The following is a 19,519-nucleotide window of genomic DNA, read 5'->3' as shown; positions in this document are numbered from 1 at the left end:
CGAGCCGGCTCGGGTGAGGGACCGACGGCAGGCAAACGGGCCGGTTCGAGTGGCGGTCCGGAGGCCGGCGGGCGGGCCGCGGCTGGTGGCGCGGCTGGTGGCGCGGCGGGCTCCGGGATGGGTACGGGGCGGGCCACTGTTTCCGCCCCGGCCGGTGGGCGGCGCGGACGGCGCTGGGCGCTGGGCGTGGGAGCCGGGTTCGTCGCCACGGCCGTCGCGGCAACGGCGGCCTGGAACCTGCTGGGCACCGGTCCACCGGAGTCGTCGGCGTCCCGGGCGCAGGCCGGCCCGACACCGCCGATCGCCGCCGACCCGTCGCCGGACCTCCTCACCCACACGCGGGACGACGAGGACAAGCCCCGGGACAAGCCGACGACCCCCGCCCCCGTCAAGACCACCCCGGAGATCGTCCCCTCCGAGGACCCGTCTCCCCCGGCCGCGGGCGTGCTGGTCGGGGGCATCGTGCACAGCGGCGGGCCGTCCTCCGGCGATCCGGGACAGGAGGGTTACCAGCCCGGACAGGTCGACGTCTTCACCGGCAAGGGCAAGCGGGTGGCGAGCCGGCGCGCCGACCGGCGCGGGTTCCGCTTCTCGCTGCCCCGGGGCGGTTACCGGCTCCAGACGGCCGTGGCCGGCAAGACGTGTTCGACGACGGCTCGGGTCACGCCGGACCGGACCACGCGGGCCGATCTCACGTGCTCGATCCCCGAGCCGGCTTTCCGCAGCGCGGCGTTGAAGGACGTACGCGGGGACGTGAAGGGCGGGCCGGACTCGGGCGAGGCGCCTCCGTACGCGGACCTTCTGGTGGCGGCGGCGAACGGCGGCCAGGACGGCGTCACACTGGCGTTCGTCACGGCCGGTCCCATCCCGGCGAAGGCTCCGTCCGGAGGGAAGAGCCAGAGCCGGTGGGCGGTCTCCATCGAGCAGGACGGCAAGACCTTCGTGCTGTCCTTCACCGGCCGCGACGGCGCGTGGAGCGCCGAGTGGACGCCGGCGACCGGCCCCATCGAGGCCAAGCCGGTGATCTCGGGGGCGAGCGTCTCGGTCGCCTTCGACCGCGCACACTTGAAGACGGCTCCTGTCGACTTCGCCGAGCCGTACCGGATCAGCCACGCCGACGCGAACGTGATCGCCGACACGCACGGCTGGACCGACACAGCGCCCTGACCCTGCTCCGACCTGCGCGATCCCGGCATCGGGACGGGGTCACCGCCAACCAGGTGAAACGCTTCCAGCCCTCGGCATCACCCGTCCGACGCGCGCCACCTCCCTCGTCTCCCGCGCGACGTCCCGCCTCCAGGGGGATGATGCGGCCCTGGGCGATGCGGGCCGGGCGGTGCGGGCCGGGCGGTGCGGTTGGAAGGGCGTCGGCCTGCGGGGATGGGCGGTCGATATGGTTTCGGGTATCGGTCGTGGGGCGTACCGATATTGGACCGGCCGGATCGTTCTCTGGTGTGCTCACTCCCGTGACCGTCACCGCACCCGCCTCTCCCCCGCCCCTCCAGGACGTCTCCGGCCGCCGGGTGGTCGTCACGGTGGTCGTGATCCAGCTCTCCGCCTCCCTGGGCTTCTTCTCGGTGATGGCGCACCTGGTCGCGCACCTCCGGCACGATCTCGGTCTGCTGGCCGGCACGGTGGGGCTGGTGCTCGGGCTGCGTACCGGGCTGCAATTCGCGCTCCTGCTGCCGATCGGCGTGCTCACCGACCGGCTCGGCGCGCGCCGTACCGGGGTGATCGCGTGCCTGCTGCGGGCACTGGGTTTCGGGCTGCTCGGAACGGCGGGCGAGGTGAGCACGCTGCTGTGCGCGGCCGTCGTCATCGCGGTGGGCGGCGCGCTCTACAACCCGGCGGCCCAGACGCTGCTGGCCGGCGCCGGGCCGGCGCACCGGGCCGGGGGCTTCGCCGCGTACGTCACCGCCCAGCACGTCGCGACGGTCGCGGGCCCGCCCGTGGGGCTGCTGCTGCTCGCCGCGGGGCCCGGGTTCGCGCTGCTGGCCGTGGCCGCCTCCGCCATGTGGACGATCTCCTGCGGGCTGTTCCTGCTCCTGCCCAAGGACCGGCCCGAACCCGCGCCGCCGGCGTTCAGCGGGGTGGCCGCCGGGGTGCGGGCGGTGCTCGGCGACCGCTCGTTCCTGCTCTTCGCGCTGCTGACCGCGCCCACGACGCTGCTGGCCAACCACATCATGACGGCCGTGCCACTGCTCGGCTTCGCGCCCGGCGCGGCGACGCTGTGCTTCTGCGTCCTGGCCGCCGTCGCCGCCGCGGCGCAGCCGTTCGTGGCGGCGGGCCGGCGGGGCGAACGTCCGTGGGTGCTGCGCGCCGGCCTGTGCTGCGCGGCCGCGGCGTTCTTCGTGCTGGCCTCACTGGACGGTACGCAGCCGGGCCCGCTCATGATCGCCGCCGTGCTGAACGGGGTGGCGAACGGGCTCATCCAGCCGTCGATCTTCCAGCGCGTCACCCGGCACGCCCCGGCCGAGCGGTTCGGCTCGTACTACGGGGTGCTGGCGTTCTGCGCCGGGATGTTCTCCTTCGCGGGCGAACTGGTGATCGGGCAGCTCTTCGACCTGGGCCCGGCGGGTGCGACGGCGGCGCTGACCGGCGTCGGCGCGTCCGCCCTGGTGGCAGCGGTCGCGCTGCGCGGCCGGGGGCGCGACCGGCTCCTGCGCCGCCCCGCGCTGTGAGCTTCAGTAGTATTTCCGCCAGTTTGTCTGAGGAGAGGTGCGCCCATGCGGCGACTGACTGTGCCGGGGCACGTACCTCCGCCCCTGGAGAGGCCTCTACAGCTCGGCGATCCGCCCGATCATCCCGACGCGATCGCGGTGAACTCGCGCCATCTGAGCCGGGCGGGCCGGCCGTGGTTCCCCGTGATGGGCGAGTTCCACTACGGCCGCTACCCCGCCGCCGAGTGGCGCGAGGAGTTGCTCAAGGTACGGGCCGGCGGCGTGGGCGTGGTCGCCGCGTATGTCTTCTGGAACCTGCACGAGGAACGCCGAGGCGTCTTCGACTGGAGCGGCGACCGCGATCTGCGGCGGTTCGTGACCACCTGCGCCGAGCTGGGCCTGGACGTGGTGGTGCGGATCGGCCCATGGGGGCACGGGGAGTCACGCAATGGCGGCTTCCCCGACTGGGTGCTCGCGGCGGACTGCGTGCCGCGTACCGACGACCCCCGTTACCTCGCGCTGGTGCGGCCGCTGTTCGAGCAGATCGGCGGCCGGCTCGCGGGGCTGACCCGGGCGGACGGCGGCCCGGTGGTGGCGGTGCAGATCGAGAACGAGCTGTACGACCAGCCGGAACACCTTCGCACGCTCAAACGCCTGGCCAGGGCGGCGGGCATCGACGCGCCCCTGTGGACGGCCACCGGCTGGGGCCACGCGCGGCTTCCTGCGGACGAGCTGATCCCGCTGTTCGGCGGCTATCCCGAGGCCGCGTGGGACACCGCCCACGACGGCTGGCCGCGCCAGAGCCGGGCCCACTACTTCTTCGGCCCGGGCCGCGACGACGACTCCATCGGCGCCGACCTGCGCACCACCGAGGCGGCCGGCTCGGACGAGAGCCACCTGGCGCGCTACCCGTTCGCCACCTGCGAGCTGGGCGGCGGCATGTACACCTCCTACCACCGCCGTCCCGTCGTGACGGCCGCCGACATCGCCGCGCTCGCGCTGGTCAAGCTGGGCAGCGGCTCGGTGTGGCAGGGCTACTACATGTACCACGGCGCCTCGCAGAAGATCGGCGAGCTGTCCACCCTCCAGGAGTCGCACGCCACCGGCTATCCGAACGACTGCCCGGTGATCAACTACGACTTCCAGGCCCCGCTCGGAGAGTACGGCCAGTTCCGCGACTCCTACCGCCACCTGCGGCTGCAGCACCTGTGGCTGGCCACGGACGGGCCCGATCTGGCGACCATGACGCTGACCATGCCGCCCGGCGCGCCCGCCGACACCGCCGACCGGGAGACGCTGCGCTGGTGCGTGCGCTCCGACGGCCGTTCGGGCTTCCTGTTCGTCAACAACCACCAGCCCGTCGAGACGCTGCCCACCCATGACGGCGTCCAATTCGCCGTCGAGCTGGACGGGCGCGAGCTCGTCGTCCCGAGCGAGCCGGTGACGGTGCCGTCCGGCGCGTACTTCGCCTGGCCGCTCGCCCGGCCCGTCGGACGGAGCCTGCTGCTGACGGCCACTGCGCAGCCCGTGTGCGTGATCGACGCCGAGGAGCCTGTGCACGTGTTCACGCAGACGGCGGGGATCCCGGTCGAGCTGGTCTTCGACGCCGCGACGGTGACCGCGATCGAGGGCCCGGCGACTGGGGACGGGGACGGGGACTCCGCGACCGCGACCAGAGCCCCGGAACCCGCGCCCGGGACCGGAGCCGCGAATCCCGCGACAGCGACCAGGGACGAGGGTCCCGCGACCGCGTGCCGGGAAGGCGACCGGCTTGTGGTCACGGGGCTGCGGCCAGGGCTCGGGTGTCTGGTGCGGGTGAGCGACGCCTCCGGGGGCCGGGCGTCTGTCCTCGTGCTGGACGCCGCCGGCGCCCTCACCGCCACCCGGGGCCGGCTCTGGAACGCCGATCGGCTCGTGCTGAGCGACGGCCCGGCGGTCATCGACGGCGGAAGCCTGACCTGCTACGGCGAAGCCGACGAGGTCCGGATCTTCCCCGCCCCCGAGTCCGCCACCGAGACCGCCACCGAGACCGCCACCGAGACCGCCACCGAGACCGACGGCGTGTTCGCGGTCCTGCCGCTGCCCGCCCCCTCGCCCGAGCCGATGCCCCAGGTCAAGGTGGAGCTGGTCGCACCGGCGGGCCCGGCCCGGCAGCCGGTCGTGGACGCCGCCTCAGGACGGGCCTCCGCGCCCACCGATGCCGACTTCGACCAGGCCGCCGTCTACCGGATCACCATCCCCGAGGAGGCGTTCGCCAAGGAGGCCACAGACTCCGGCGCGGAGGACGAGGTGCTGTTGCGGCTGGACTGGATCGGCGACGTCGGGCGGGCCTACCTCGGCGGCCGCCTCGTGGCCGACCAGTTCTGGCACGGGCCCGTCTGGGAGATCGGCCTGCGCAGATTCCGCGAACCGCTCAGGGAACACGGCGGCCTGGAACTGCGGCTGCTGCCGCTGCGCGAGGACGCCCCCGTGTACGTCTCACCCCAGGCCCGCCCTGCGGCATACCCCGGCGGCAGCGTGCTGGAGCTGCGTTCCGTCAGCCTGGTTCGGCTGCCGCGGGCCGTGCTCCCGGCCGGGTCACCCCTCGGGCGGGTACACGACTGGTAAAAGGCAGGGCGAGAATTCGCCCAGAAGGGCCTACCGGGGAAGCATCGTTATGGGGGACTGGTTTGCACAGATGTCGACAACGAAGCAGTACCGGTTCGTAAGAGCGATCGGCACATGATCCAATCGGGGGAAACTCATGTCGTTGCTACATTATCTCGGACTGACAAGCGTGCAGCAGTCACGCAAGCCCTACCCGATTCCGGGTGGAGGCAGCGGAGACTCCGACTCCAGCAGGAGCGCACGCCGCAGGCGTCGCCGCCGCTAGGTGAAGAAGATTGCTGTGACGCATGCGAGACGCTGACTCAGCGAAAAGGGCCCACCGGCTGGACGCCGGTGGGCCCTTTTTCAGCGGTCTTTAGCCCTTCTTGTGGCAGTGCCACTTGTAGTAGGAGTGGTAGTGGCCCTTCTTGTGGTAGTGGCCCTTCCACCAGTGACCCTTCTTGTACCACTTCTTGTACCAGTGCTTGTGCCAGTAGTAGCCGTGCTTGCAGCCGGCGCTGTCACTGACCGAGGTGACCCCGGTCGTGGTGGTGCTCGCCTGGGCGGGGGCTGCGGTGGCAAGACCGGAGAGTGCCAAAGAAGCGGCGAGGACGCCGCCCGCGAGGATCTTTCGCATGACCTCTTCCTTTCGTGGAGATTGCTGCTCACGATAGGAAGCCGATTGATTCCGCTCTATGTACTTGTACGCGCTCGGCACATCGATTTCGCGCCCAATATCATCCGGATCTAGAAAACGAATCCACGCGACCCCATGTTTCACAACGGGCCCGGCGAATGAGGAGACCTCATATTACGCGGGAAGCCGGCCTACTTCGTGACCGCCTCGCGTACGGCCGGGGCGATCTCCTGGGCCCAGCGGGCCAGTACGGTGTCGTCCGCAGCGCCATTCTCGGCGGAGAAAAGCGTGAAACCGGACGCGCCGTGTTCCAGCACCGCCCCGGTCAGTTCCTCGATCCACTGCGCGGCCGAGCCGCCGAGCCAGCGGCCGTCGTCGCCGCGCGTGGCGGGCAGCGGCCGGTCGGTGATCCGGCCGGGAAGGTTGTAGATCGTACGGATCTCGCCGGGGCCGCCGCCGGCCGCCGCCGCGGCCTCGTCGATGATCGGCCGGGAGGTGCGGTAACGCTCGCTCAGCCAGTCGGCCGCGTGGCCGGGGATCCAGCCGTCGGCCACGCGGCCGGTGGCGGCCAGCGACTTGGGGCCGACCGACCCGGTCCACACGGGCGGCGCGGCGACGGGGGCGGGCTCGATCTGGCGCACCTGGTAGTGGGCGCCTTCGAAGGTGACCGGCGCGCCGCCGCCCGACAGCAGCTTGACCAGCGTGATCGCCTCCTCGAACGCGTCCACGGCGGCGCCGGGCGACAGCCGGGGCACGCCCATGTCGGCGATGCGGTCCCACAGCCCGCCCGCGCCCACGCCCAGCACGACCCGGCCGCCCGACAGCGCCGACAGGGACGTCACCGTCCTGGCCAGCATGGCCGGCGGCCGGGTCGGCACGTTGGTGACGTTGACCAGGCCGGCGATGTGCCGCGTGCTCCCGAGGACGAAGCCGAGCGTGGCGTAGGCGTCGAGGCGCCCGCCGAGATAGGGGTGGTCGGCCACGCTGAAGTGGTCGAGCCCGTCGCGGTCGGCCTGCTGGACCGTGCGCAGCAGCCCGGGTATGTCGTCGATGCCGGGATGCGCGCCGAAACCGAAGACGACGTCATGTGCGGACATTGTTCTGCCTTTCCCCCGTGCGCGACCATAGGCAGTCGATCGCCTCGTCACTTTGAGTTCGCGCTACGAACCATATTGATTCGTAGTACGAACTGCAAGTCAGCCGGCCCGCTCCGGCTCCAGGAAGACCGTGGGCACCTTGTTCTCGGCCACGACCCGGCCGAGCAGGGCGGCGAGCGTGTCGTGCTCCGCCGGCCCGAAGCCCGCGATCAGCTCCTCGACCCGGTGGGAGGTCTCGGCGTGGAAGCCCTCGGCCACCTTGGCGCCCCGCCGGGTGAGCGCCACCCGCACGGCGCGGGAGTCCTGCGGGTCCGGTCTGCGCTGGACCAGGCCGTTGCGTTCGCTGCGATCGACCAGCCCGGTCAGGCTCGACTTCGCCAGCCCGAGCACCGCGCCCAGCTCGCTCATCCCGTACGGCTGCGCCATCAGCACGCACAGCAGCTGCCCCTGCTGCTGGGTGAGGCCGTATTCGCGGGCGGAGGCCGCGTACACGGCGTTCACCAGGAACGTGGCCCGCACCAGCGCGCTCACCGGCCCGGCGTCCGTGCCGGCCGGTCAGCCGCGTACGGCGTCCGCGGTGGCTGTGCCGGCCGCTCCGGCGGGGTCGGCGTCGAGGTCGTCGTCGATCAGGAAGCCGCCCGACTGGTGCCGCCAGAGCCGGGCGTAGGGCCCGTCGGCCTCCAGCAGCTCACTGTGGGTGCCCTGCTCCACGATCCGCCCCCGGTTGAGCACGATCAGCCGGTCCATCCGGACGACGGTGCTCAGCCGGTGGGCGACGACGAGCGCGGTCCGGTCGCGCATGAGGTGCCACAGGGCCTCCTGGACCAGGAGCTCGCTCTCGGAGTCGAGTGCGCTGGTCGCCTCGTCCAGCAGCAGGATCGGCGCCTCGCGCAGGATGGCCCGCGCGAGGGCGAGTCGTTGCCGCTGGCCGCCGGAGAGCTTGACGCCGCGCTCGCCGACCAGGGTGTCGAAGCCGTCGGGCAGGGACTCGGCGAACTCGGTGACGTGCGCCGCCCGCGCCGCCCGGAGGATCTCGGCATCGGTGGCGCCGGGCCTGGCGAAGCCGATGTTGTCGCGGATCGACCGGTGGAACATGGCCGGCTCCTGCGGCACGTACGCGATCAGACTGCGCAGGTCGGCCTGGCGCAGGCGGGCGATGTCCTGGCCGCCGATCAGGATCCGGCCACCGTCGATGTCCATGAGGCGCAGCAGCAGCCGGGTGAGGGTGCTCTTGCCGCCGCCCGACTGGCCGACCAGCCCGATCTTGGTGCCGCTGGGGATGTCGAGGTCGAGCCCGTCGAAGAGCGGCGGGCCGTCGCCGTAGGCGAATCTCACCCGCTCGAAGCGGATGCCCGCGTCGGCCGGGCGCAGCGGCTGCGGGTCGGCGGGGTCGACCACGGTCGGCGGCTCCAGCAACAGCTCGGTGAACTGGGCCGCCTCGGTGAGCGTGCTCTCCAGCCGCCGGTAGATCTGGTTGAACTCGAACATGATGTTGATCGTGTTCGAGTAGTAGGTGAACGTCACCACGATGGCCTCCACGCCAAGGCCGCCCCTGAGCGCCACGGCCAGCAGCAGGCCGACGGCGCTGGTGAGGACCGCCAGCGGGGCCACGACGGTGTCGACCCGCAGGTTGCCGTAGTCCCACGAGCGCAGCGACAGCCGGCGCTGCTCGGCGATCCGCTCCCGGTGCTCGCTCGCCTCGCGGCGTTCGGCGGCGAACGCGCGGACCGTGTCCATGTTGGACAGCACGTCGGCGACGTGGCCCGACACGCGCACCTTGGCGGCCTCGCGCCGCTCCACCAGCGCCTGGCGGCGGCGGATGAGCGGGGCGACGAGGAAGCCGGTGAGCAGGATGAGGCCCAGGAGCACGATGACCAGCAGCGGATGGTACTGCCAGAGCACCACCGAGGCGAAGATCAGCGGCACCAGCTTGGCCATGATCGAGAACGTCAGCGTGTCGACGAATTCCTCGAACCTGCTGGAGAAGCCCAGCACCCGCTTCGTCAGCGAGCCGGCGAAGTTGTCGTGGAAGAACGCGGTGTCCTTGACCAGCAGCTCGTCCATGCCGATCACGCCGAGCCGCTCGATGCCCCTGGCGTCGGTGCGGTTGAGGAAGTGCAGGCCGATGCGCCACAGCGTCTCGCCGGCCAGCAGGAGCGCGCCGAAACCGAGCACGTACGGCAGCAGCGCCATGACGGAGCCGTCGCCGCCCGCGGCCAGATGCCCGACGAGCCCGGCCACCGCGAGCGGCGCCAGATAGAACAGGCAGACGTTGCCCAGCGCCGGCAGCGTCAGCGCGGGCACCGAGACGCGCCACTGACGCCTCAGCTCCCCGCCGTAATGACGCAGGACCAGCAGCACCGCTGATTTCCGTACGGACGGGCCTTCTCCTGAGCCCTCCCCTGATTCGAGCACAGACATCGGCCCTCCCGAACGCCGCGACCCACCGTGGCCATGCTGCCGCAGGGCGTGCCCGGACAGCCAATGATTTTTCCGCCGCGCGCAAGGCGCCGGCGGGCGGCGGCCAGGAGGCCGGCGAGCGGCCGGCGGGTGGGTTCAGCCGGCGGTGTCGCCCGCGAACGCGGTGACGAGCTCCCCGGTGGTGAGGATGGCGTGCGCGAAGGTGGGGCCGTTCAGGTGGTGCGCGGCGTGCATCATCTCGGGCTGGAACGCGGCGGTGGCGTCGCGGACCAGCGTCACGTGGTAGCCGAGCTCCATGGCGAAGCGGCCGGTGGATTCGAGGCAGGTGTTGGCCAGCACGCCGATGAGCACCACGTGGGTGACGTGGTGCTGCTTGAGCTGGAAGTCCAGGTCGGTGTTGGCGAAGCCGCTCTGCGCCCAGTGCTCGTGGACCACGATGTCCTCGGGGTGCGGCTGGAGGTCCTGGTGGAACTCCCCGCCCCAGGTGCCGTACTCGAAGGAGTGCCGTTCCTGGATGCCGCGCTGGGTCGGGTTCGGATGGTCCCAGGTGTCGTAGTCGCCCGGCCGCCAGCGGCGGTGCGGGACGTACATGACCCGCATGCCGGCCCCGCGCGCGGTGGCGAGCACGGCGCGCAGGTGGTCCACCAGCCCGACCGCCTCCGCCACGGGCCGCAGCCGGGGCCAGAGCTTGCCGCCCTCGGAGAGGAAGTCGTTGTACGGGTCGACCAGCAGCACCGCCGTGCTGCCTGGGCCGTAGGCGCTGGTCATGACGTTCCCCCTCAATTCCGGACGAAGAAGCGGAAAGCTGCCCATATGGGGTCCGCTCCTGCTGCCGATATACCCACCCTCACCCATCGCGACCTGGCAAAACGAGCGAACGGGAGGAGCGCGGCGGATTCTGCGACACGCGCTTCATGCAGGTATGGGACAATCGCTTGCCGATGTGGGTGACGCGCGGCCCCTTGACCCGCGGCGGATCGGCGGTCCTGCGCATAGCGGGCGAAGTCCCGGGCAGTGTCGGCAGCAAGCGACTTGGCTCACAGTGACATTGGAAGGTTCGTTGGAATGCTGGCCGTCCTGGCTCTCCCCCTGCTTCTCCTGGCCGGACTGATGCTCATGCAGCGGCTGGAGGAGGTGCTGCTGCCCGCGGCCCCGGCCCAGCCGCCCGCGCCCGCCCCGGAGATCGCCGAGATCCGGATCAGACCGGTGCTCGCCGTACCCGACGACCTCCCGCCGTCGGCCGAGCCCGCGACCCCTGCCGCCGGGCCCATGGCCCCCGCCGCCGAGGCCCCCGGGACCCGCGGACGTGCCGGCGCGACGCCGTCCTGCCCGCATCGCCGTCACCCGCACCAGCGGCGGCACCCAGCGAAGGCGGCGTGACCCCAGACCGGGCTCCCCTGTCCGCGCCGCCGTCGAGCAGGCCCTGAGCCACGGGAAGACCCTGAGCCGCGGGAAGAACCGCGCGCCTCACTTCCTGCGGGCTTCGAGCCCGTCGAGGATCAGATCCAGGCCCCAGCCGAACTCGTCACCGTAGTCGTAGCCCGGCCGCAGGGCATGATCGACGATCATCTCCGCGAGGTACGGCAGCTCCTCCACCGGCAACTCGGCGAGGATGCCGCCGGCCACGTCCTCGACCTCGTCGGGCGTGCTCAGCGGCAGGTTCGCCTCCTGAAGCACGAATCCGGCCACGTAGCTGTCGATGATCGAGATGGCGTGCGCCGCCATCGGCAGGCTGAACCCCGCCTCGCGCAGAACCCCGAGGACGGCGTTGTGATGACGCAGCGTCGCCAGGCCCGGATTGCGGCGGGAGTCGACAAGGCCGAGCGCCCAGGTGTGCCGCACCAGGACCGCGCGGGCCGACCCGGCGCGCACGCGGATCGCGTCGCGCCAGTCGTCGCACCCGGCGGGAGGCAGCTCGATCTCCGTGAAGACCACGTCCACCACGCCGTCGAGGATGGCGTCCTTGCTGGGCACGTGGTGGTAGAGCGACATCGCCTCCACGCCCAGCTCCTGCGCCACCCGCCGCATGGTGACGGCCTCGATGCCGCCGCGATCGGCGACCCGGACCGCGGCCTCCAGCACGAGGTCCCTGCTGAGCGGCCGCGCTGGTGACACGAGAACTCCGGAGCTGTGACGGTTGACAACCTTACGAGTGTAAGTCAGCCTTACGGTAGTAAGTCACCTTACAAGCGTAAGTCTCCGTGCCGGAGCACGCCAGCCGAGAGGAGTCCGCGATGCCGATGCCGTTATGGTGGGGTCACGTGAACAAGCGGGTGTTCAACCCGCTCACGCTCGCCCAGGGGAAGTCGCCCGTGCTGACGCACGTCGGCCGCGCCTCCGGCCGCACCTACCACACGCCGCTCGACGCCTTTCCCGTCCCCGGCGGCTACCTGTTCATCCTCGTGTACGGGTCGCGCTCCGACTGGGTGCGCAACATCCTGGCGGCGGGCAGCGCGCGACTCCTGGTGGACGGCAAGGAGGTGGAGCTCACCGCCCCCCGCGTCGTCGGCAGGGACGAGGCGTTGGAGGCGCTGCCCACCCGGTCGCGCCGCCCGGTGCGGGTGCTGCGCATCACGGAGTTCCTGCGGATGGACCTGGCCGCTAGCTGACGTCCCGCCGCCCGGCCCCGACTTCCTGCGGCAGCCCGAGCCTGGCGGTCGGCACCTGGTACGTCTCCCGCCCGGTCGCGACCGCGGCCACGTTGACCAGGCACAGCACCGCGGTGATGATCGAGACGCCGAGCCAGCTCTCCGGGCCGGTACCCGCCACGGCGGTGGCCACAGTGGGCCCGAACCCGGCGATGGCGAAGCCGATCTGGGTGCCGATCGCCATGCCCGACAGGCGTACCCGGGTGGTGAACATCTCCCCGTAGAACGACGGCCAGACCGCGTTGACGGCGCTGTAGACGATGCCGAACAGCGCGATGCCCGCGACGAAGATCAGCAGGAGGTCGCCGGTGTAGATCGACCACAGGTAGCCGAACATCAGCACCGCGCTGCCCAGTGAGCCGCCGATGAGGACCGGCTTGCGGCCCACCCGGTCCGACAGCCTGCCCCACAGCGGGATGGAGATCAGCGCGGCGATGTTGGCCAGCACCCCCACCCACAACATCGGCGTGCGTTCCAGGCCCATGGTGTTGACCGCGTACGACAGCGCGTGCACGGTGAAGATCGTGCTCACGGAGGCGATGACCGCGGCGACGACGACGCGCAGCACGTCACGCCACTGCTCGCGGAAGAGCACCGCCAGCGGCATCTTCGCCACGGTGTCGGTGGCGACCTCCCGCTCGAACTCGGGAGTCTCCTCCAGCGTGCGCCTGATGATCACCCCGGCCGCCGCGACCACCACGCTCAGCCAGAACGGCACCCGCCAGCCCCAGCTCAGCAACTGCTCCTCGGGCAGGGCGGCGACCGGCAGGAAGATCGCGGTGGCGATGATCTGGCCGGCCTGCGTGCCGTTCAGGGTGAAGCTGGTGTAATAGCCCCGGCGGTCCTCCGGCGCGTGCTCCAGCGTCATCGCGTTCGCGCCCGCCTGCTCCCCGGAGACGGAGAAGCCCTGCAGCAGGCGGAGCGCCACGAGCAGGATCGGCGCCGCCACCCCGATCTCGTCGTACGTGGGCAGGCAGCCGACCAGGAACGTCGACGCGCCCATCAGCACGAGCGTGGTGACCAGCACCCGCTTGCGGCCGAACTTGTCCCCCACGTGCCCGAGCACGAAGGCGCCCACGGGCCTGGCCAGGTAGCCGACCCCGAAGGTGGCCAGGGCGAGCAGGGTCCCCGTGGCGGGCGAGGAGGAGGGGAAGAAGATCCGGTTGAAGACCAGCGCGGCGGCGGTGCCGTAGATGAAGAAGTCGTAGTACTCCAGCGCGCTGCCGATCCAGGCAGCGACGGCCGCTTTCCGAGGTTTGCCGGGCACGGTCACGATTCGCTCCTCACAGGGGGATTCGAGGGGGGTGATGCTTCCAGCGAAACTAACTCACTGGTTCGTACGTTACAAGGGTGCCGACCGCGTTTCGGACGTTCCGGCCACGCACACGCCGCCTCAGCGAGGTCCCGCGTGCTGAGCCGCCAGCCGGACGGCGGCGTTGCCGGCGCCGTACCCCTGGTAGCCGCCGATCCGCTGGACCAGCTCGAAGAAGACCCGGCCCGCGGTGACGGTGTAGAGGTGCAGGAACTCGCCGCCGCGCTCGTCCCGGTCGTAGAGGACGCCGAGGCCGCGCAGCTCGGGATCGACCTCCCATCGGGCGTCCAGGTCGTCGTAGTAGTTGCCGGGGATCGGCAGCAGCAGCCCTGGATGCTCCTTCCGCAGCCTGCGGGCCACGGCCACCACGTCGTCGCAGGCCAGCGCCACGTGCTGCCACGGGAGGTGGTCGGCGCCGACCTGGGCGACGTTCACCACGACGCGCACCTCGCCGCCGGGGCTCGACATCGCCTTGCTGCGCAGCAGGCCGTACGGGTCGGGCACCTCCAGGCTCTGCTGCGGCCGGAGCCCGAGCACGCTGCGGTAGAACAGCGCCGCCTCGTCGAAGTGGTGCCGCGGCTGGGTGAGCGCGACGTGGTCGATGCCGGTGATGTGGCCCGGCTGCTCCGCGTACGGCCGGGAGGGGGTGAAGTCGGCGAGCCAGCCGTCGTCGCAGAAGAAGATCTCGGTGCCGTCCGGCGCGGCCACGGCGTTCAGCTCCGCCTCATCGGGCGTACGCGCGCGCGGCAGGATCGGCGACAGCAGAGACTCCGCGTGCCGGGCGGCTCCGGCGGGGTCGGGGCTGTCCAGGCCGACGGCGACGAGCGCGGGCTCCGCCCCCGTGGCGTTGACCAGCAGCCGCGCCCCGCCCTGTTCCCACAGCTCCACCGGTTTGCCGGGATGGGTCCCCGTACGGGTGAAGCCGAGCGCCGCGGGAAGCCCGCCGAGCCCGGCGGGGCCGGCCAGTTCGGCGAAGGCGAACCCGGCGGGCAGGGCCGGATGGGCCGCGCCCGCCACCTCCCGTTCCAGGGCGATGAGCGAGCGCATGCCGTCCAGAGCGGTGCGTTCCGCCGCCGCCTGGCGGAAGACGTCGTTGAACACCTCAAGCGACAGCGGCCCGGCGTAGCCCGCGCGCCGCACGCCGGCGAGCAGCCCGGCCAGGTCGAACGTGCCCTGACCGGGGAAGCAGCGATAGTGGCGGCTCCACGGCAGCACGTCCATGGCCAGCCGCGGCGCGTCGGCGAGCTGCAGGAAGAAGATCTTCTCCCCCGGGATGGCCTCGATGCCGATCGGGTCGGAGCCCCGCGACAGGATGTGGAAGCTGTCCAGGCACACGCCCAGGCCGGGGTGGTCGGCCAGCCGGACGAGGCGCCAGGCGTGCAGGTACTCGTTGACGTGCCGGCCCCAGGCCAGCGCCTCGTAGGCGACGCGGATGCCGTGCTCGGCGGCCCGCTCGGCCAGCAGCCGCAGGTGCCCGGCCGCCACGTCGTCGTCGGGGACGGCCGCGGGCGAGACGTTCGAGCAGAGCAGCAGCAGATCGGCGCCGAGGCGCTCCATGAGCAGGAACTTGTGCTCGGCCCGGCGCAGGTTGCCCGCCAGCAGCTCGGCCGGCGCCCCTTCGAAGTCGCGGAAGGGCTGGTAGAGGTCGATGCCGAGGCCGAGATCGGCCGCGCGGGCACGAATCTCCTCCGGCGGCAGCGGGCAGGCCAGCAGGTCGTTCTCGAAGATCTCCACTCCGTCGAACCCCGCGGCCGCGATGGCCTCCAGCTTCTCCACCAGGGTGCCGCTCACCGACACGGTGGCGATGGACTTGCGCACGCTTTTCCTCCCTTTGACGGTGATTTCTCCAGGTGGGCTTCAGACGGCGATGAGATCGGTGAGGTGTGCGAGCATCCGCTCGGCGTCCGGTTCCCGGCCCGTGAACAGCCGGAACGCGTGCACGGCCTGGAAGACGACCATGCCGCCACCGTCCAGGGTCCGGCAGCCGGCCGCCCGCGCCTGCCGCAGCAGCTCGGTCTCCAGCGGCCGGTAGACGATGTCGGCCACCCACAGGCCGGAATGCAGGAGCCCGGCGGGCAGCGGCATCCCCGGATGCCGGGCCATGCCGGTCGGCGTCGCGTGCACCAGCCCGTCGGCCCGCTCCAGGAGCCGCGGCAGCTCGGCGGCGGGCGCGGGGCGGGCCCGCCCGTCCCCGAAGCGGGCGGTCAGCTCCCCGGCGAGGGTGCGGGCCCGTGCCGGTTCCGAATCGACCACGGTGATCCGGTCGGCGCCCATCGTGAGCAGCGCGTGCGCGACCGCGGCCCCCGCTCCCCCGGCGCCGAGCTGCACGATCCGGCGGGCGGGCGCGTCGGGCAGGCCGCGCGCGAACGACTCGGCGAAGCCCGTCCAGTCCGTGTTGTGGCCGATCGTCCGATCGCCGTCGAACACCACGGTGTTGACCGCGCCGAGCATGCGGGCGTCCGGCGACAGCTCGTCCAGGTGCGGGATGACGTCCTGTTTGCAGGGATGGGTGACGTTGAGCCCGTCGTAGCCGAACCGGCGCGCCGTACGGATCAGCTCGCCCACGTCGCCGCCCATCCGGTCGGTGTCGAGCAGCCGGTAGACGTAGGGCAGCCCGTGGTGCACGGCTTCCCGCTCGTGCAGGGGCGGGCTCAAGGAGGGGCCGATACCCGAGCCGATCAGTCCGATCAGGAACGAATCCATCACTTCTCCCTTTCCAGCGGGTACGACCGCGCATCCTCCTAATGTACGTACTAGTGAGTTACATGACCAGACAGAAGCGTCACGGGCGGCGAAACGGAACGGCCCCCGGCGCGACGATCGCGCGGGGGCCGCCGGCCGCCTGCTCAGGTCGCGGTGGAGACCACCACGCGCCGGTTCTTGGCGCGGCCCTCCGGGTCGTCCGAGCCGTCCGCCTTCGTGTTCGGCGCGACCGGCTTGCTCTCCCCGTATCCCCGCGCCTTCAGCCGCGACCGGTCCAGACCGCCCTCGTCCGCCAGCCAGTCGACGACCGCCCGCGCCCGCCGCTCCGACAACGGCTGGTTGTGCGCGTCCTCACCCTTGGCGTCGGTGTGCCCGTCCACGTCGATCCGCGCGTCCTTTCCCGCCTTCTTCCCGATCTCGCGGGCGACGCGCCCGAGCTCGGCGGCGGCCTCGGGCTTGACGGTGGCGCTGTCGAAGTCGAACAGCACGTCGGCCTCGATGCTGAACGCGATCGAGTCCTCTCCCTCCAGCACCTCGCTCTTGCCCACCTCGTACGCCTTCAGCTCCGCGGCCGGGATCTCCACCGCGGGCACCTCGACGGCGGGCACCTCCACCGCGGGCACCTCGACGGCCGGCAGGCACTCGTTCTGCTTGTTACAGGCGCTGGGCCGGATGATGGACGACCGGATGACGAAGGACCTGATGATGAACGGCCGGATGATGAAGGGCCGGATCACGAACGGGACGATGCCCCCGTTCTTCGGCTTGACCTGACACACCTCGGGAGTCGAGACGCCACTGGCGCGCTTGGCCTCCGCTCGCTCGCCCTGGGCCCTGACCGGGCTGAGCTTGATCCCGCCCGCGTTCACGCCGGGGATCTCGACCGCTGGGATCTCCACGGCGGGGATCGACACCGGCGGGATCGACGCGGCGCCGAGGCAGCCGCCGGGGGCCGGGGCGATCTCGGTGCACTGGGCCGGGATGTGCACGGCGGGGATGTCCACGCCGGGGATGGTGACGGCCGGGATGGTCGTGCCGCCCACCTTCGCCTCAGGGATGACCACGGGGTCGGCGTGCACGGCCGGGCTGTCCACGGCGGGGATGAGCTCGCCGTTCGGGCAGTGCGTCGGCTCGGGGCCGGTCGGCGTCGCCGAAGGACCGCCCGCCGTCTCACCGGCCTGCGCCGGACTGGTCGCCGGGCTGGTCACCGGGCTGGTCACCGTGCCGGCCGAGCCCGTCGCCGCCGGCGTCTGGCGCTCCTCCCCACCACCACCGGTCGCGCCCACGCCGCACGCGGCCAGCACCATCGCGAGCAGCGGTGTCACGAGCAGGGTTCTCGTCATGCTGAATCTCCCACAGGATCGCGTTGACCCACGACGGTAGGACATCCACCTTCAGAATCCGCATAGAGCCGGAAAAGGGATCACGGGCCTTGAGTTCCCCGGCCGCGAGAGGTCCACTGGAGGAAAACGGCGATCTCCCGGAGATGGGTGGACGAGACTGATGGCCCGGCGCTCGGCACAGGGACTGGTTCCGCGCATGATCGTGGCGATGGCGCTGCTGGCGCTCGTCTACGCCGTGCCCATCGGGCTGGCGCTGCTGTCCGGCATCGTCGTGCCCGTGGTGGTGGTCGCGGTGGCGCTGGCGGTGCTGCCGCAGTGGTGGGCGACCGAGTGGATGGCGCGCCAGGCGACCAGGGCCCGGATCGTCTCGCCCGAGGAGCAGCCGGAGCTGCACGCCGTGCTGGACCGGCTGTGTGCCTTGAACGACCTGCCCAAACCGCGCGTCGCGGTCAGCGATGACCCGCGGCCCAACGCCTTCACCCTCGGCCGCTCGCGCCGGCACACCACCGTCATGGTGACCCAGGGGCTGCTGGACACGCTGGAGCCGGATGAGCTCACCGTGGCCATGGCGCACGAGGTCGCGCACATCCGCCACCGCGACGTGGCCTTCATGACGCTGGCCGGCTCACTGACCATCGCCATGGCCTGGGGGATGCGGGTCGCCCGCAGGTACGCGCGCAGGCACAGCCGCCCGGTGCCGTTCCTCCAGCAGGTCCGCGACCTGCCGGTGATGTTCTTCCTGGCCTCCTTCGCCTCGTGGATCGCCGTGCTGTGGGTGTTCAGCGTGCTGGCCCGGCTGCCGTTGCGGGCGCTGAGCCGCAGCCGAGAGCTGGCCGCCGACCACGACGCGGCCGTGCAGACCGGGCAGCCCGCGCTGCTGGCCGCCACCCTGCTCAAGATCAGCGGCTGCGGGATCCCCGGCACCGACCTGCGCGCGGCGACGATCCCCGCCGTCGGCCTGGTGGCCGCCGAGCCCGCCAGGCACGGCTGGTGGTCGAGCCACCCGACGATCGCCCAACGGGTGAACCGCCTGACCTGAGGCCAGTCGGCCTCACAGGGGGACCCGCCAGCACAGCCGGGTCCCGCCCTCCTTCGTGGGCGCCAGCTCCACCGCGCCGCCCAGCCGTGCGGCCCGTTCCTCGATGTTGCGCAGCCCGCTGCGCCGCCCGCCCTCGCCCAGGCCGACGCCGTTGTCGGTGACGATCAGGGTGAGGGTGCCGCCCGCGACCTCGACGGACACCTCGGCCCTGGTCGCGTGCGAGTGCCGTACGACGTTGGACAGCGCCTCGCGCAGCACCGCCACCACGTGCTCGGCGGCGGCCTCGGGCACCTCGGTGTCGAGCCGGCCCTCCATCCGCAGCCCCGGCATGAACCCGAGGTGGCTGCCCGCCCCCTCCACCAGCTCCACGATCTGCCCGCGCAGGCTCGGCGGAGTGTCGTCGTACGAGGTCTGCAAGGCGAAGATGGACGAGCGGATCTGGCGGATCGTCTCGTCCAGCTCGTCGATCGCGTGCTGCAGCTTCTTGCCCGCCTCGGGCCGCTCGACCAGCCGGACCGTGCTCATCAGCGTCATCGCGGTGGCGAACAGCCGCTGGATGACCACGTCGTGCAGGTCTCGCGCGATCCGGTCGCGGTCCTCCAGCAGGCCCAGCCGCTCGGCGTCCCGCCGCGCCTCGGCCAGCTCCAGCGCGACCGCCGCCTGACCGGCGAACGCCCGCAACATCTGCTGGGCCGCGCCGGTGAACGGCAGCCGCCCGCTCCGCTTGGCCAGCATCAGCAGCCCGCGTACGGCGGGCGCGTCGCCCAGCGGGACGACGAGCGCGGGGCCGTAGCCGAGCCGCCGCAGCGGCGAGCCGGGATAGGGGCCCGTCTGCAGGTCAGTGCTGGACACCACCTCTCCCCGGGTGAAGGCGTCGCCCGCGAGCGTGCTCGACAGCTCGATCGAGGTCCCCTCCAGCTCCTCCGCGCCCTCCCCCTCGACGACCTCCACCACGAGCGTCTCCCGCGAGGCGTCGGGCAGCAGCATCAGGACGACGTCGGCGTCGCTCATGCGGTGGGCGCGGGCGGCCACCACCGACAGCACCTCGCGCGGGTCGGCGCCCGACAGCAGGC

Annotated in this window: 16 protein-coding genes and 1 pseudogene; 6 read left to right on the top strand and 11 right to left on the bottom strand. The window is 71.9% G+C overall.

What is annotated here, in order from left to right; translation table 11 throughout:
• The 3 genes and pseudogenes from ABFX54_RS40940 to ABFX54_RS40930 form a co-directional block, all read left to right on the top strand.
• Positions 1–1,167, top strand: a pseudogene (locus ABFX54_RS40940) (hypothetical protein); the annotation flags it as partial.
• Between the two features lie 299 nt (positions 1,168–1,466).
• Positions 1,467–2,681 (top strand): MFS transporter, encoded by a 1,215-nt coding sequence (locus ABFX54_RS40935; protein ID WP_346112248.1) that lies wholly within the window; start codon positions 1,467–1,469, stop codon positions 2,679–2,681.
• A 45-nt stretch (positions 2,682–2,726) separates the two neighbouring features.
• Positions 2,727–5,267: a beta-galactosidase gene (locus ABFX54_RS40930; RefSeq protein ID WP_346112247.1), complete on the top strand. Its 2,541-nt coding sequence runs from the start codon at positions 2,727–2,729 to the stop codon at positions 5,265–5,267.
• 355 nt (positions 5,268–5,622) lie between these two features.
• Here ABFX54_RS40930 and ABFX54_RS40925 read toward each other — a convergent pair whose 3' ends face one another.
• The 5 genes from ABFX54_RS40925 to ABFX54_RS40905 form a co-directional block, all read right to left on the bottom strand.
• Positions 5,623–5,883, bottom strand: coding sequence for a hypothetical protein (locus tag ABFX54_RS40925; RefSeq protein ID WP_346112245.1), 261 nt, complete (start codon positions 5,881–5,883; stop codon positions 5,623–5,625).
• A 191-nt stretch (positions 5,884–6,074) separates the two neighbouring features.
• Complete coding sequence (locus tag ABFX54_RS40920; protein ID WP_346112244.1) at positions 6,075–6,980, bottom strand: LLM class flavin-dependent oxidoreductase; 906 nt, start codon at positions 6,978–6,980, stop codon at positions 6,075–6,077.
• A gap of 99 nt (positions 6,981–7,079) precedes the next feature.
• On the bottom strand, positions 7,080–7,511 hold the full coding sequence (locus ABFX54_RS40915; RefSeq protein WP_346112243.1) for a MarR family winged helix-turn-helix transcriptional regulator: 432 nt from the start codon (positions 7,509–7,511) through the stop codon (positions 7,080–7,082).
• A gap of 24 nt (positions 7,512–7,535) precedes the next feature.
• On the bottom strand, positions 7,536–9,401 hold the full coding sequence (locus tag ABFX54_RS40910) for an ABC transporter ATP-binding protein (protein WP_346112242.1): 1,866 nt from the start codon (positions 9,399–9,401) through the stop codon (positions 7,536–7,538).
• A gap of 135 nt (positions 9,402–9,536) precedes the next feature.
• On the bottom strand, positions 9,537–10,169 hold the full coding sequence (locus ABFX54_RS40905) for a cysteine hydrolase family protein (RefSeq protein ID WP_346112241.1): 633 nt from the start codon (positions 10,167–10,169) through the stop codon (positions 9,537–9,539).
• Between the two features lie 297 nt (positions 10,170–10,466).
• On the opposite strand from ABFX54_RS40905, the gene ABFX54_RS40900 reads away from it, so the two are divergent.
• Complete coding sequence (locus ABFX54_RS40900; RefSeq protein ID WP_346112240.1) at positions 10,467–10,781, top strand: hypothetical protein; 315 nt, start codon at positions 10,467–10,469, stop codon at positions 10,779–10,781.
• Between the two features lie 87 nt (positions 10,782–10,868).
• Here ABFX54_RS40900 and ABFX54_RS40895 read toward each other — a convergent pair whose 3' ends face one another.
• Entirely contained in the window at positions 10,869–11,516 is a 648-nt protein-coding gene (locus ABFX54_RS40895; protein WP_346112238.1) for a TetR/AcrR family transcriptional regulator, read from the bottom strand.
• Between the two features lie 119 nt (positions 11,517–11,635).
• Here ABFX54_RS40895 and ABFX54_RS40890 point away from each other — a divergent pair, with 119 nt between their 5' ends.
• A complete protein-coding gene (locus ABFX54_RS40890; RefSeq protein ID WP_346112237.1) occupies positions 11,636–12,010 on the top strand; it encodes a nitroreductase family deazaflavin-dependent oxidoreductase in 375 nt (124 codons plus the stop codon).
• Here the strand turns inward: ABFX54_RS40890 and ABFX54_RS40885 are convergent.
• The 4 genes from ABFX54_RS40885 to ABFX54_RS40870 all read right to left on the bottom strand — a co-directional run bounded on the left by ABFX54_RS40885 (position 12,003) and on the right by ABFX54_RS40870 (position 17,407).
• Positions 12,003–13,322 (bottom strand): MFS transporter, encoded by a 1,320-nt coding sequence (locus ABFX54_RS40885; protein ID WP_346112236.1) that lies wholly within the window; start codon positions 13,320–13,322, stop codon positions 12,003–12,005. The two genes, ABFX54_RS40890 and ABFX54_RS40885, sit on opposite strands and share 8 nt — an antisense overlap.
• 120 nt (positions 13,323–13,442) lie before the next feature.
• Positions 13,443–15,179 (bottom strand): bifunctional sugar phosphate isomerase/epimerase/4-hydroxyphenylpyruvate dioxygenase family protein, encoded by a 1,737-nt coding sequence (locus ABFX54_RS40880; protein ID WP_346112235.1) that lies wholly within the window; start codon positions 15,177–15,179, stop codon positions 13,443–13,445.
• 39 nt (positions 15,180–15,218) lie between these two features.
• Positions 15,219–16,064: a shikimate dehydrogenase gene (locus tag ABFX54_RS40875; RefSeq protein ID WP_346112234.1), complete on the bottom strand. Its 846-nt coding sequence runs from the start codon at positions 16,062–16,064 to the stop codon at positions 15,219–15,221.
• A 143-nt stretch (positions 16,065–16,207) separates the two neighbouring features.
• A complete protein-coding gene (locus tag ABFX54_RS40870) occupies positions 16,208–17,407 on the bottom strand; it encodes an OmpA family protein (RefSeq protein WP_346112233.1) in 1,200 nt (399 codons plus the stop codon).
• Positions 17,408–17,603: 196 nt separating this feature from the next.
• Here ABFX54_RS40870 and ABFX54_RS40865 point away from each other — a divergent pair, with 196 nt between their 5' ends.
• Positions 17,604–18,446 (top strand): M48 family metalloprotease, encoded by an 843-nt coding sequence (locus tag ABFX54_RS40865; RefSeq protein ID WP_346112232.1) that lies wholly within the window; start codon positions 17,604–17,606, stop codon positions 18,444–18,446.
• A gap of 12 nt (positions 18,447–18,458) precedes the next feature.
• On the opposite strand, the gene ABFX54_RS40860 is transcribed toward ABFX54_RS40865, so the two are convergent.
• Positions 18,459–19,519: GAF domain-containing sensor histidine kinase (locus ABFX54_RS40860; RefSeq protein WP_346112230.1), on the bottom strand; the 1,061-nt coding region annotated here is incomplete at its 5' end.

Source organism: Nonomuraea maheshkhaliensis, assembly GCF_039529435.1.
Lineage (GTDB): Bacteria > Actinomycetota > Actinomycetes > Streptosporangiales > Streptosporangiaceae > Nonomuraea > Nonomuraea maheshkhaliensis.
This window is presented reverse-complemented; position numbering and strand designations above follow the sequence as displayed.

Coding starts and splice junctions, on each gene's coding strand:
- ABFX54_RS40900 (WP_346112240.1), top strand. CDS start 10,467: ATGCTGGCCGTCCTGGCTCTCCCCCTGCTTCTCCTGGCCGGACTGATG.
- ABFX54_RS40910 (WP_346112242.1), bottom strand. CDS start 9,401: ATGTCTGTGCTCGAATCAGGGGAGGGCTCAGGAGAAGGCCCGTCCGTA.
- ABFX54_RS40925 (WP_346112245.1), bottom strand. CDS start 5,883: ATGCGAAAGATCCTCGCGGGCGGCGTCCTCGCCGCTTCTTTGGCACTC.
- ABFX54_RS40890 (WP_346112237.1), top strand. CDS start 11,636: ATGCCGATGCCGTTATGGTGGGGTCACGTGAACAAGCGGGTGTTCAAC.
- ABFX54_RS40875 (WP_346112234.1), bottom strand. CDS start 16,064: ATGGATTCGTTCCTGATCGGACTGATCGGCTCGGGTATCGGCCCCTCC.
- ABFX54_RS40920 (WP_346112244.1), bottom strand. CDS start 6,980: ATGTCCGCACATGACGTCGTCTTCGGTTTCGGCGCGCATCCCGGCATC.
- ABFX54_RS40865 (WP_346112232.1), top strand. CDS start 17,604: ATGATCGTGGCGATGGCGCTGCTGGCGCTCGTCTACGCCGTGCCCATC.
- ABFX54_RS40905 (WP_346112241.1), bottom strand. CDS start 10,169: ATGACCAGCGCCTACGGCCCAGGCAGCACGGCGGTGCTGCTGGTCGAC.
- ABFX54_RS40930 (WP_346112247.1), top strand. CDS start 2,727: ATGCGGCGACTGACTGTGCCGGGGCACGTACCTCCGCCCCTGGAGAGG.
- ABFX54_RS40870 (WP_346112233.1), bottom strand. CDS start 17,407: ATGACGAGAACCCTGCTCGTGACACCGCTGCTCGCGATGGTGCTGGCC.